Annotated in this window: 13 protein-coding genes and 1 tRNA gene; 2 read left to right on the top strand and 12 right to left on the bottom strand. The window is 48.2% G+C overall.

The features are described 5' to 3' along the window. Positions 1-15: 15 nt before the first annotated feature. The 5 genes from rplS to AAGC78_RS21325 all read right to left on the bottom strand — a co-directional run bounded on the left by rplS (position 16) and on the right by AAGC78_RS21325 (position 4,146). Positions 16-372, bottom strand: a complete 357-nt coding sequence (rplS, locus tag AAGC78_RS21345) for a 50S ribosomal protein L19 (RefSeq protein ID WP_435786131.1) — start codon at positions 370-372, stop codon at positions 16-18. A gap of 4 nt (positions 373-376) precedes the next feature. Continuing rightward, positions 377-1,150 carry a tRNA (guanosine(37)-N1)-methyltransferase TrmD gene (trmD, locus tag AAGC78_RS21340; RefSeq protein ID WP_435786130.1) on the bottom strand — a complete coding sequence of 258 codons (774 nt, stop codon included), beginning with the start codon at positions 1,148-1,150 and terminating at the stop codon, positions 377-379. A 57-nt stretch (positions 1,151-1,207) separates the two neighbouring features. Beyond that, positions 1,208-1,747 carry a ribosome maturation factor RimM gene (gene rimM / locus AAGC78_RS21335; protein WP_435786129.1) on the bottom strand — a complete coding sequence of 180 codons (540 nt, stop codon included), beginning with the start codon at positions 1,745-1,747 and terminating at the stop codon, positions 1,208-1,210. A gap of 29 nt (positions 1,748-1,776) precedes the next feature. Then, complete coding sequence (rpsP, locus tag AAGC78_RS21330; RefSeq protein WP_133685243.1) at positions 1,777-2,025, bottom strand: 30S ribosomal protein S16; 249 nt, start codon at positions 2,023-2,025, stop codon at positions 1,777-1,779. Positions 2,026-2,238: 213 nt separating this feature from the next. Next, positions 2,239-4,146: a beta-ketoacyl synthase gene (locus AAGC78_RS21325; RefSeq protein ID WP_435786128.1), complete on the bottom strand. Its 1,908-nt coding sequence runs from the start codon at positions 4,144-4,146 to the stop codon at positions 2,239-2,241. Positions 4,147-4,273: 127 nt separating this feature from the next. Between AAGC78_RS21325 and AAGC78_RS21320 the strand changes: the two genes are divergently transcribed. After that, complete coding sequence (locus AAGC78_RS21320; RefSeq protein WP_435786127.1) at positions 4,274-5,278, top strand: GlxA family transcriptional regulator; 1,005 nt, start codon at positions 4,274-4,276, stop codon at positions 5,276-5,278. 90 nt (positions 5,279-5,368) lie between these two features. Here the strand turns inward: AAGC78_RS21320 and AAGC78_RS21315 are convergent, their stop codons facing one another. Further along, the gene (locus AAGC78_RS21315; RefSeq protein WP_435786126.1) at positions 5,369-5,839 is read right to left on the bottom strand and encodes an Hsp20 family protein; all 471 of its coding nucleotides are present in this window, start codon (positions 5,837-5,839) and stop codon (positions 5,369-5,371) included. Between the two features lie 334 nt (positions 5,840-6,173). Between AAGC78_RS21315 and AAGC78_RS21310 the strand changes: the two genes are divergently transcribed. Further along, complete coding sequence (locus tag AAGC78_RS21310) at positions 6,174-6,488, top strand: HPF/RaiA family ribosome-associated protein (RefSeq protein WP_435786125.1); 315 nt, start codon at positions 6,174-6,176, stop codon at positions 6,486-6,488. Positions 6,489-6,620: 132 nt separating this feature from the next. Here AAGC78_RS21310 and AAGC78_RS21305 read toward each other — a convergent pair whose 3' ends face one another. The 6 genes from AAGC78_RS21305 to pheS all read right to left on the bottom strand — a co-directional run bounded on the left by AAGC78_RS21305 (position 6,621) and on the right by pheS (position 11,953). Beyond that, complete coding sequence (locus tag AAGC78_RS21305) at positions 6,621-7,370, bottom strand: SapC family protein (RefSeq protein ID WP_435786124.1); 750 nt, start codon at positions 7,368-7,370, stop codon at positions 6,621-6,623. A gap of 187 nt (positions 7,371-7,557) precedes the next feature. Then, positions 7,558-7,634: transfer RNA gene (locus AAGC78_RS21300), tRNA-Pro, on the bottom strand. Positions 7,635-7,788: 154 nt separating this feature from the next. Beyond that, the gene (locus AAGC78_RS21295; protein ID WP_133685249.1) at positions 7,789-8,148 is read right to left on the bottom strand and encodes a MerR family transcriptional regulator; all 360 of its coding nucleotides are present in this window, start codon (positions 8,146-8,148) and stop codon (positions 7,789-7,791) included. Next, positions 8,129-8,437 carry an integration host factor subunit alpha gene (gene ihfA, locus AAGC78_RS21290; RefSeq protein ID WP_007642205.1) on the bottom strand — a complete coding sequence of 103 codons (309 nt, stop codon included), beginning with the start codon at positions 8,435-8,437 and terminating at the stop codon, positions 8,129-8,131. The genes AAGC78_RS21295 and ihfA overlap by 20 nt, the downstream gene beginning before the upstream one ends. Before the next feature lie 12 nt (positions 8,438-8,449). Next, positions 8,450-10,825: a phenylalanine--tRNA ligase subunit beta gene (gene pheT, locus AAGC78_RS21285; RefSeq protein ID WP_435786123.1), complete on the bottom strand. Its 2,376-nt coding sequence runs from the start codon at positions 10,823-10,825 to the stop codon at positions 8,450-8,452. Between the two features lie 114 nt (positions 10,826-10,939). Then, complete coding sequence (gene pheS, locus AAGC78_RS21280) at positions 10,940-11,953, bottom strand: phenylalanine--tRNA ligase subunit alpha (RefSeq protein ID WP_435786122.1); 1,014 nt, start codon at positions 11,951-11,953, stop codon at positions 10,940-10,942. Between the last annotated feature and the right edge of the window lie 298 nt (positions 11,954-12,251).

Genomic DNA, 12,251 nt, shown 5'->3' with positions numbered 1-12,251 from the left:
AATATCGATTTAAACTTATACCAGCTTCTCTTTAATACGAGCCGCCTTACCAGTAAGGTCACGCAGATAGTAAAGTTTCGCTTGACGCACATCACCACGACGCTTGAGAACAACGCTCTCGATCAATGGGCTGTGAGTTTGGAAAGTACGCTCAACGCCTACACCGTGAGAAATTTTACGCACGGTAAATGCAGAGTTCAAACCACGGTTACGGATAGCAATTACAACGCCTTCGTAAGCCTGTACACGCTCGCGATCACCTTCTTTTACTTTCACGTTTACAACAACAGTGTCACCTGGTGAAAATTCAGTGGTGCTTGCTTTCAGTTGCTCGTTTTCCAACGCCTGAATAATTGGGTTAGTCATTGATATTCTCCTAAGAGTCTATAGCTTCACAGCTAGAGTTTGTCGTATCAAGGTCACGACGATATTCCGTCAACAGCTTTTGCTGCTCCTCGGTTAAATTTATTGCGTGCAATAAATCAGGCCTTCTCAGCCACGTTCGCCCTACCGCTTGTTTCAAGCGCCAGCGCCGAATCAGTTCGTGATTACCGGACACTAAAACTTCCGGCACACGCATTCCTTCAAATTCTTCCGGACGGGTATAGTGGGGACAATCCAACAAACCATCCGTAAATGAATCCTGCTCTGCTGAAAGCGCATGCCCAAGAGCACCCGGAATCAGCCGTGTTACCGCATCGATCAGCACCATTGCTGGCAACTCACCACCACTTAACACGTAATCACCGATGGACCACTCTTCATCGATAACTGTTTGTATCAATCGCTCGTCGATACCTTCGTAACGACCAGCCACCAAAACCAGATTGCCGCTAGCTGCCAATTCAACAACACCGGATTGATTCAGTGCTCTCCCTTGGGGTGAAAGGTAGATGACTTTTGCATCATCACCAGCCCAAGTTTTTGCAGCAGCTATAGCATCTCGCAGTGGCTGCACCATCATCACCATTCCAGGACCACCGCCAAATGGTCGATCATCTACAGTTGAATGACGATCATGGGCAAAATCGCGCGGAGTTATTGTTTTTAACTCCACCAAACCTTGCTTGATTGCACGACTGGTTATCCCGAAACCGGCAATCGCGTTAAACATGTCAGGAAAAATGGAAACAACCGCAATTTTAAGCAATTGACGATTACCCCTCTCGCCTCAAAGCGTTTACGCCAGAAAATTGAGTTTTAACAATTAAAACTCTGGATCCCAATCGACCAGCATTTCGCCAGCCTCAAGATCAACAGACAACACAAACTGCTCAGGCACATAGGGTATCAAGCGCTCGCGCTGATCAATACTCTCTGCATCTGCAGCTACGACAAGCACATCGTTTGCGCCAGTTTCCATCAATTTGGAAATGACACCAAGGCGTTGACGCTCACCACCATCGAACTGACTAAACACCACCAAGCCCTCAAGCTGGCTCCAGTAGTATTCACCATCATCAAGCTCCGGTAGCAGCTCGCGCTCAACAGCGATATCGGCAGCGGTATATTGCGCAGCCAAATCGCGATCATCAATGCCCACAATGTGCGCGACAAATGCATCGCCATGAGGACGAGCCTCATCGATCTCAATTTTTTTGACGCCATGCTTGGTTTTTAAAAACCAGGGATGGTATTCAAACAAATTTTCTTGCGGATCGGTGTAAGAGTGAACTTTCACCCACCCTTTCACACCATAAACAGCGGTAATTCGCCCGACGTTAACTAAATTGGATTCCGCAGACATCAGGCGCCTTTACTGTTTTATGCAGGCAATTAAGCTGCTTTTTTGCTTTCTTTAACCAGTTGCTCAACACGCTCAGACAACTGTGCACCTTGGCCAACCCAGTGTTGCAAACGGTCAGCATCAACACGCAGACGCTCTTCTTGACCACGAGCAACTGGATTGAAGAAACCGATACGCTCGATGAAGCGGCCATTACGCGCGCTGCGGCTGTTGGTTACGGTCAGATGATAGAACGGGCGCTTTTTAGAGCCACCACGTGACAGACGAATAGTTACCATTGAGGTCTTCTTCCTGTATTTACTTATGGGGGAAAGACATGCCTTCCCGGTTAAAAATCGACTTTCAGGTTAAAAAATCGTGAGTCGCACAATAAGCTGTGCGAAAGGCGCGGCATTTTAAGGGAAAGATCGGGGTTTGTATAGGCCAATAATCATTAAGCGGGACAACCTCGCCCCTTTACCTATGGGGCGAGCGCTTTTTTACCACTATATCTAGTCAAACATGTCCGCAAAACGGTTGGTAAAGTTGAGATCGATCGCTTGGGCAAACCCAGGCAAACCTACATGTTCCTGATCAACTTTTATCAGGGTTTCATCAATCAGCCCTTCACCAAAGTGATAAATGGTAGCGAAATCCCCGTGCGATGCAGCGACATCGTAAGCGGACGCACTAGCACGAATCTCTTCGCGCTTTTCCTGATAGCGAGCAAACGCAACCTTTCCATAGCGGCGAGCCAACATTGACTCAACAATATGCGGAGCAAAAATACTGGCGGTAGCATTGTTACCACCAAAGCCTTTTGAGTTCAGGAAAGCAACATCTACCGCCTGATCAACAGCGACATCTTTGGTCGAAATTTGCAAACGATCAGCAAACACATCGTCAGCTACTTTATCGATGGTCTTAATACCGGGGATAAGGCCATATTTAAAAATCCCCAAACTGGCAATTAACTGCTCACCACTGGCAGCCGACAAAGAGTGGCCGACATAGGCTTTCACTGCCGACACCGGCCAATTGGTGATATTAAATACCTGCGCAATTTGATCGAAGATTTGCGATTCAGTAACCCGGTTTTGCGGCGTACTGGAACCATGCGCCTGGACTATCGAGCGCTGCTGAACCGATTCATCACCGAGAATCGCCCGTGCCGAAGCTACTGCCTTGGCCATAGTGATGTAGTTACCCGGTCCCGGAGCGGAAATCGATTTCTTAAAGCCATCGGCATTGATAAACACATCACCGACTGCACCGTGAATGTCCGCACCCAATTCGATTGCCAGAGCGTCGTCCATCAACACAACATACTGGCTAGCCTCTGCCATAGTAAAGCCGGCATTTTCACCAAAAGGACGGCTGGTACGGCGCGGATCAGCTTCATCGGTGCCATCGAGCTTCTTCAGCTTTTCCTCACTGGCCAGCGCCCCCATAGTCGCATAGCCATCAATGATCTCTGGCACTATCGGCGCCTCGGCACAACCCACCACAGCAACGAGGCATTTACCTGACGCTATATCATCAGCCGCCGCCTGCAAGTTGTAGAGGAAGGATGCACAAGCACCGGTGATCGCACCTGTCTGGCCCACACTACCGAGAATATAGGCATTCACGAAATCGGCCGGCATGGTATTTAGCCCAAGCGGACATTGCTTGGCACTGACTCGACTACCCTTCAAGCGCGACTGCAACAGTCCGCCAAAACCGTTTTCATCCATTTGGCTCATTACGTTGCTGGCGTAGACGCCAACTTGATCAGGCCGAATAGAATTCATCACTGCCTGCCACGCCAATCCCGTGGACTGAATAGCATCAGACGCACCAATCACCGCCAATTGTAGCGCGCGTGGATGATAGTGAGAGTTGTACAAGGCTCCGGGATTAAAACCACGCGGCAATTGACCCGCAGATTTAACCGGCAGATCGCGATAACTATCGAACTTGACCTCAAGCCCGGACGAGATTGTCACACGCACGCGATCATCATCAATCGCATCAACTTGCCATTCCGCAGGCACAGGCTCCGGCAAATCGCGTTTACGCATCTCGACAACCAACGGTGAATCGCCCGCACTTAAAGTGGCCGACTTCTGCCAGTGGGCAGCATCAACATCAAAGAAGGTTTTATCGATACGACGGATAAGGGTGCCATCCAGCACCTGCTCGCCAAAACGGGATTCAATATCTGCAAGACCAAGCGCATTGCCGTCAGCATCGCGATAGGCATCTTCGATGAAGCTGATCAAGCCCATCATTACGGCTAATCCAGCCAAGGTTTCCTGACGCTCCACAGGCTGCAAGCTCTCAATCACCATCCGACGATAAGCGTGGTGACCGGAACTGCGGCCAGCGGCATTAAATCCACCAAAACCCACGATAACTGGCAAACGAGCAACAGACATAACCAACTCCAAATTGGCAAAATTACAAACTTGGAGAAAGTGTAAAAGTATTCATAAACAATGTCCCTGTTGATTTGGTCATTTTCAGTGGTAAATTAGCCACACCATTTCTAAGCAGCCGTACAAGATGAGCAAAAACCCGCCAGTCCGAATTCACTTCCTCTTGTGCGAGCGGATGCTGGCTACCAGCAGCACACTCCCAATGGAAATGTTGCTTGCAGCCGAAAGCGCTGTGCGCAGCATGCTGCCCAAAGACCAGCGGCGCGAACTCGATATAAAAACCATTGGCATCAACACCTCACCTATTCCGACCCGCACCGGCCTCATGTGGCAACCAGAACTTACTATTGCCGACAAACCCGCCAGCGACCTGATCTATATTCCCGGCCTATGGCGAAATCCGCGCCCGGTAGTCCAGCAACATAAAGAAACTCTGGAATGGTTACGCGAGCAATATCAAAACGGCGCGATCATTAGCGCAGTGGGGACCGGTGTATGTTTTTTGGCAGAGGCAGGATTACTGGATGGAAAGGCCGCAACAACACACTGGCATTACTTTGACCAGTTTCAAAAAGATTACCCACCGGTACAACTCAAGCGCCAATACTTTATTACTCAAGCGGGAAATTTGTACTGCGCGGCCAGTGTGAACTCACTTGCGGATTTAACAGTCCATTTCATCCAGCGCTTGTTTGGCAAAAATATCTCCAGCCATGTGGAGCGACACTTTTCCCATGAAATTCGCCAGGCTTATGAAACCAGCGGTTTTTTTGAAGCAGAGGAAAATCCACATCCAGATGAAGACATCACCCAGATACAAATCTGGCTGCACGACAATTACCAGCGCGATATTTTATTCCCGCAAGTTGCCGCACGTTTTAGCATGAGCGTACGCACACTCAATCGCCGTTTTAAAAATGCGCTGGCGCAAACCCCGCTGGATTATCTACAGGAAATACGCATTAACATTGCAAAAGATTTATTGAAAACCAGCAATCTATCCATCAACGAAATTGCCGATAAAGTTGGCTATCAAGATACAGGCTATTTCACCGCATTATTTAAGAAAAAATTAGCCACAACACCCAACGCTTATCGCAATACTGTGCGGGCAAAATTATTTAGCACTTAACCACAGCAAACATATCTACCAAAAAACAAACCCGACATCATTGATATCGGGTTTGCAGTTGATACATTTTTCCAGAGTGAATTACTACCGTTATGCAGCATTCTCATTTGCTGGAACAACTGATAATTTTTCCGTTGGCTGTGCACCAATTGGAATGGTGCGCGGCTTCATGGACTCAGGAATAACACGCTGCAAATCAATATGCAGCAATCCATTTTCATAATTCGCGGTCTTAACCTGCACGTGGTCAGCCAGCTGGAAACGACGCTCGAAACTGCGCGCCGCAATCCCTTGATGTAGATAAGTGCGCTGCTGTTCATCAGCAACTTTATTGGCAGACACCGTCAGATTATTTTGGTTAACTTCAATAGTTAACTCGGATTGATCAAAACCGGCGACCGCCATAGTAATTCGGTATTTATCCTCACCCGTTAATTCAATATTGTAGGGCGGATAACTAGGTTGGTTCTGCTCTGCGCGGGATAAGTTATCCAATAAATTAGCCATACGATCAAAGCCAATTGCAGAACGGTACAAAGGGGTGAAATCAAAATTACGCATGCTTAATATCCTCATTTGAGCAATATAGTTGGGCGACTTATCTCATTGATCAAGTCATTTAAGGTTTGTGATCCTCTATCGAGCCATCACATAAAACGAGATAAGGACACCCAAAACTATTTCAAGGCATCACTCAAAAATAAATGAAGATTTTTTCTTATGGCTGCTAATACCTTTGAGGCTGAATAACAGATCCAAATGTTATTAATAAATTTTAATAAAAAACTTGCTATTTAGCTGGGGATCATCAATATAGATAGGGAGGGTCGGGATTGTTCGCGGAACTCAGCGCGGAAATCCCAGCCTCCTAACATAAACGTTAAGGAGCCTTACGATGAAACCTGCTGTCGACGTTGTATATCGTGATTTGGATTCTTCCGCTGCACTAAACGACATCATCACCAAGAAGCTTGAAAAGCTCAGCCGCTACACCGACCAAATAGTTCATAGCCGCGTAGTTCTCGATACCCCCCATCACCACAAACACAAAGGCAAACAATTTCGCGCTTCCATTGAGCTGGATATCGTTGGGCACCCATTAGCAATTACCCAGGATGATGAATCCATCCACGTTGCCGTTCGCGACGCATTTTCAAGTGCAGAACGCAAAGTTAAACAGCTGGTAGCACGACAACGTAACGTACGATAGTTTTTTACTTATAGCTAAAAATTCATTTCACCAAAATGAAAAAAGCCGGGATCATTTCTGATCCCGGCTTCGGCTTACTCTTTTAAATCAAATTCAGCGTGAGTATTGGTCGCAGCTATTTAGCAAGTACTATTAAGCCACTACACCCAGCTTCTCTGATTTTTTGTTAATCAAAATATTCAAGTTCGCCAAAGACTGCATGTGGCTGTAGATCAGCTCCAAACCATCTTTTTTGAACAAATCCAATGCATCTGCATCGCTCAATGCCTTCAGCTTTTCACGCTTAACAACGTAAAAGCCGGTCAAATTCATATTGGATTCTTCGCGACCTTTAAAGGTGATATTCGCTTGCATCGGCTCTAACAAATCCAGCTCATGCAGACGCTTACAGAAAACCTTGGTCATTTCGGCGCGGTATTGGTAGTCCTTCAAAAACTCTACCACCTCTTTCAAGTGCGCAGACTGCTCGCCATTCTCTTCAAACAAACGACGACCTTTGCTGCCATCTTTCAATATAGTTTTGCTATCAGCATCAATACACAGCGCCATGGTATCTGCATCCTTATCACCACCCAGAACAAATGGGTAACGACGAATAAATGCAGGGATGTAACGTGAAGTGAATTGGAATTTTTCGTTCAGGGAAAGGTTTTCACCTTCCTTCAAACCCATAATTGCCAGAGGAATATACTCACCCTCATTAGCAGTGGCAGAAAACACAATCGGGAATTCGCCTGCCGCAAACGGAATTTCGGTAGCCAGAATCGGCGCAGAAATCATATGCGAGACAAATGAATAATCATCAACCTGGACAGACCAGTTGCGATGGATATCAGATGACAGTGGTTGAATGTTGTCATAAATCATTAATTGCTTTGCCACGAGGATACCTCTATTTATTTTCTCGACTTGGGATAAAAACCTGGGTTGTAAATCTAAAGAGGGGCGCATGGTAGCACTTTCATAAGCGCCTGCCACTAGATTGGACTTACCATAAACCTAAATTGCAGAAACAAAAAAGCCCGCTAAAAAAGCGGGCTTTTAAGTTATTGAATTCAAAGTAAAAAAATGGTCGGAACGGCGGGATTTGAACCCACGACCCCTACACCCCCAGTATAGTGCGCTACCTGACTGCGCTACGCTCCGACATTTTTTATCCGCAGCAGAATCGAAATCCCGCATCGCGAAGGACGGGGATAATACCTTAATTTATTGTCAATGCAATCAAAGAATTAAGAATTACTACCGCAGTTTGATAAGCAAACAACCACCTTGAAAGGTGGTTGTTTTTTCAGCAAAACTATTTGATTTTCAAGAGATCGAGCAGGTGTTCCAAATCATCAATCATGCGCACAACCAATTGGTTTAACTGGCCTGATTCTGATGGATTGGTATCGCTAGACATCTGCAACCGCGCACCACCAATGGTAAAACCTTGATCGTAAAGCAAGCTGCGAATTTGACGGATGGTTAAAACATCCTGACGCTGATAATAACGGCGATTCCCACGGCGCTTAACCGGATTTAACTGGGGAAACTCCTGCTCCCAATAGCGCAGTACATGTGGCTTTACTGCACACAATTCACTGACTTCACCAATAGTGAAATAACGCTTACCGGGAATGACGGGAAGTTCGTCGTTATGACTCGGTTCCAACATAAGCTTCTACTCGTGCCTTAAGTTTTTGTCCTGGACGGAAGGTAACCACTCTCCGGGCGCTGATTGGAATCTCTTCGCCCGTCTTTGGGTTCCGACCCGGACGTTGGCTTTTATCGCGCAATTCAAAATTGCCGAAGCCAGAAAGTTTGACCTGTTCGTTATTCTCCAAAGCGTGGCGGATCTCTTCAAAGAAGAGCTCCACCAACTCTTTAGCTTCACGCTTATTGAGTCCAAGATCCTCATAAAGTTTCTCGGCCAAATCTGCTTTGGTCAGAGCACCGTCCGACATAATTATTATTCCCTATCTGAGGGTAGCGGAAAAATTTACCCCCAGATACTGAACAATCGAATCAATGGAGGCGTTGATCTCATCTTCATTAAGAGTGCGCGAAGGATGCTGAAAGGTCAACCCCATTGCAACACTTTTTCTTTGTGGATCAATGCCTTTGCCCATATATACGTCAAATACCTTTAAGTCGATAAGGTGTTCGCCTGCCTGCCCTTTAACTGCCGTCAAGAGTTTGTCGGCGGCAAGATCGCGATCAACCAGCAAGGCCAGATCACGGCGCACCTCAGGGAATTTGGACAATGATGTAAATGCCGGGATGCGCGCCTTTAGCAAAGAACTGAGACGCACCTCAAACAAATAAACAGATTGAGGGATATCCAACTGCTGCTGCAAGCTTGGGTGCAATGCCCCTATTACGCCCTGCCACTCGCCATCGCGATAAATTTCCGCTGTCTGGCCAGGGTGTAGCGCAGAATGAGAACCCGCCTTGACCGTAAACGCTGACTCATCACCCGTTAACGCCAGCAAGGATTCCAAATCACCTTTGAGGTCGAAGAAATCTACAACCTCAGCGACATTCGCCCAAGATTCTGGTGCACGACTACCGTAGATCAGGCCAGCCAGCATAGCTTCTTGCTTAAGGCCATCTGCGGAAGGGACGAAACGCAAACCGGATTCAAATAAGCGAACACGGTTCTGTTGGCGATTAAGGTTGTTGCGCAACACGCTGACCAAGCCGGGCATCAAGCTAGTGCGCATTGCAGCCATATCGGCACTGATCGGATTACGCAGTACAACAGGCGCGACTTCCGGATCAAACAACGCAGAGAGTTTTGGCTCGATGAAACTGTAAGTAATAGCCTCTTGGTAACCACGCGCGATTAATTGATTGCGCAGCGCAGGCAAACCCATTTTCGCTTCAGGGTGCGGTTCTATATCCAGAGGTGCAGCAAGGCTTCTTGTCGGTAAACGGTTGTAGCCGTAAACGCGCGCCAACTCTTCCAGTAAATCTGCTTCGATAGAAATATCAAAACGGTAACTTGGTACCGCAAATACCCAACCATCGGCGTTTTGCGACAACAATGAAAGCCCCAAGCGAGCCAGGATATCGACCACTTCGTCATCAGCCATTTCCAAACTCAGGCCACTAACAATGCGCGCCTTGCGCAAGCTGACTTGGCGCTCTTGCGGCAGATGCTCGTTAGTGACATGTACTACCGGCCCAGCCTCACCACCCACAATCTCCAGCAGCAATGCTGTTGCGCGCTCGATTGCCTCCAACTGCAAGCTGTAATCCACGCCGCGCTCAAAGCGATGCGATGAATCTGTATGCAAACCATAGGAACGGGCGCGGCCGGCAATCGCCAGCGGATTGAAGAATGCACTTTCCAGGAAGATATCGCGCGTGGCTTCACTTACCGCACTTTCCTTACCGCCCATAATGCCCGCAACCGCCAGCGCTGTTTGCTGGTCGGCGATAACCATAGTATCGGCATTGAGCTTGATCTCTTGTCCATCCAACAGCTGGATAGATTCACCCTGCTGTGCCAGACGCACATGAATTGCGCTGCTGAGTTTGGACAAATCAAACGCGTGCATGGGCTGACCCAGCTCAAGCAGCACATAGTTAGTCACATCAACCACTGCATCAATACTGCGCAACCCTGAGCGAACCAACTTATCCTGTAACCATGCGGGGCTTGGATGGCTGATATCGATATTACGAATCACGCGACCGACGTAGCGACTACACGCAGCACCGGCTTCCAGATGCACAGGAAAACTATCATCAATACTCGCTGCAACAGGAGCAATCGCTGGTGCATTAACGGGAGCGCGATTCAACACCCCTACTTCACGTGCGATGCCTTTTACACTCAGGCAATCGCTGCGATTAGGCGTCAGGTCAACTTCGATCAGTTTATCGTCAAGATTTAAATATTCGCGCAGGTTCTGGCCTACTGGAGCATCAGCCGCCAATTCCCAAAGACCGGTATCGTCATCACCGGCCTTCAATTCGGTTTGGCCACACAGCATGCCAAAGGATTCAACGCCACGTAGCTTGGCTTTTTTGATGTGGAAGTCACCGGGCAGCTGTGCACCTATAGTGGCAAACGGGATTTTTATGCCGATACGCGCATTGGCCGCACCGCAGACAACCTGGCTTGGACCATCAGGCAGACCTGCTACTTGACAAACACGCAGTTTGTCGGCATCGGGATGCTGCTCGCAGCCCACAATCTCACCCACAATCACGCCGGTAAAATCGCCTGCGACAGACTCAACCGCATCCACTTCCAAACCAGCCATAGTGAGTTGGGCAACTAATTCATCGGTACCTATGGCTGGGTTAACCCATTCGCGCAGCCAGGATTCACTGATTTTCATATCTTTATCTCTGTAGCCCGTATGGAGTGCAACGCATTACGGGACTGAAGTCTGGTTAAACTGTTATGCCCGCATTCCGCTTCGCTTCATAACGGGGTACGGCCAGGTACAAATCTAGAATTGCTTGAGGAAGCGCAAGTCGTTCTCGAAGAACAAACGCAGGTCATTCACGCCGTAACGCAACATCGCCAAGCGCTCTACACCCATGCCGAATGCGAAACCGGTGTAAGTCTCGGGATCAACACCGCTGGACTTGAACACTTCCGGATGCACCATGCCGCAGCCACCCACTTCTAACCAACCCGTGCTTTTGCACATGCGGCAGCCTTTGCCACGACATTGGGTGCACTGGATATCCATCTCAGCCGAGGGCTCGGTAAACGGGAAATAAGATGGACGGAAACGCACCGGAACATCGGCCTCAAAGAACGCTTTCAGGAATTGATCCATAGTGCCTTTGAGATCGGCAAAACTGATATTTTTATCGACCACCAACCCCTCGACCTGATGGAACATCGGCGAGTGAGTTACGTCTGAATCGCAGCGATAAACACGACCGGGGCAGATCACTCGAATCGGTGGCTGCTTGTTTTCCATGGTGCGCACTTGCACTGGAGAAGTATGGGTACGCAGTACATGGGTATCGTCCACGTAGAAGGTATCGTGCATCGCCCTGGCAGGGTGATGGGAAGGAATATTGAGTGCTTCGAAGTTGTGATAGTCATCTTCGATTTCAGGACCCACTTCGACGCTATAACCGACCGCCGCAAAGATCTCTTCGATGCGCTGCAACGTACGGGTTACCGGATGCAAACCGCCGGTGTACTGACCGCGACCAGGCAGGGTTACATCAACCACTTCACTGGCGAGCTTGGCATTGATCGCGGCCTGCTCTAACAATTCTTTGCGCGCATTGAGCGCGTCTTGCACAGCATCTTTGGCTTTATTGATTTCAGCACCGGCAGCAGGACGCTCCTCTGCCGATAATTTACCCAACGTTTTCATCAACGCGGTGATGCTGCCATTTTTGCCTAAATAATTCACACGCACTGCATCCAGCGCAGTCAGATCTTGAGCATCGGCAACGAGTTTGAGCGCTTCTTGGGTAAGCGCAGCGAGATTTTCCATCTGCTTTTCCAGTTTGAATAGGTCAACTATGAGTCGGACTAGATTAGAGTTTTCAAGCGTATGACTTCGCCAGAAAGAGACCGCTCCTGTGCTACATATCGAGCGGTATACGACCGTCATGGATGGCGGAAGTGCAGAAACTGCAGGAGCAATTTTCTGCCCGTTCATCCTGAACATAAAAAAAGGGAAGAACCCTAAAGCTCTCCCCTTTCATCGCGTTCACAAAAGCCCTTACGGGCTTTAGGTTGTTGGACGATTAAGCAGCCAGAGCTGATTTAGCCTTCGCAACAACAGCAGC

It is taken from the genome of Cellvibrio sp. (assembly GCF_039207905.1).
GTDB lineage: Bacteria > Pseudomonadota > Gammaproteobacteria > Pseudomonadales > Cellvibrionaceae > Cellvibrio.
The sequence above is the reverse complement of the archived record's forward strand: the minus strand, read 5'-3'. Positions and strand labels throughout refer to the sequence as shown.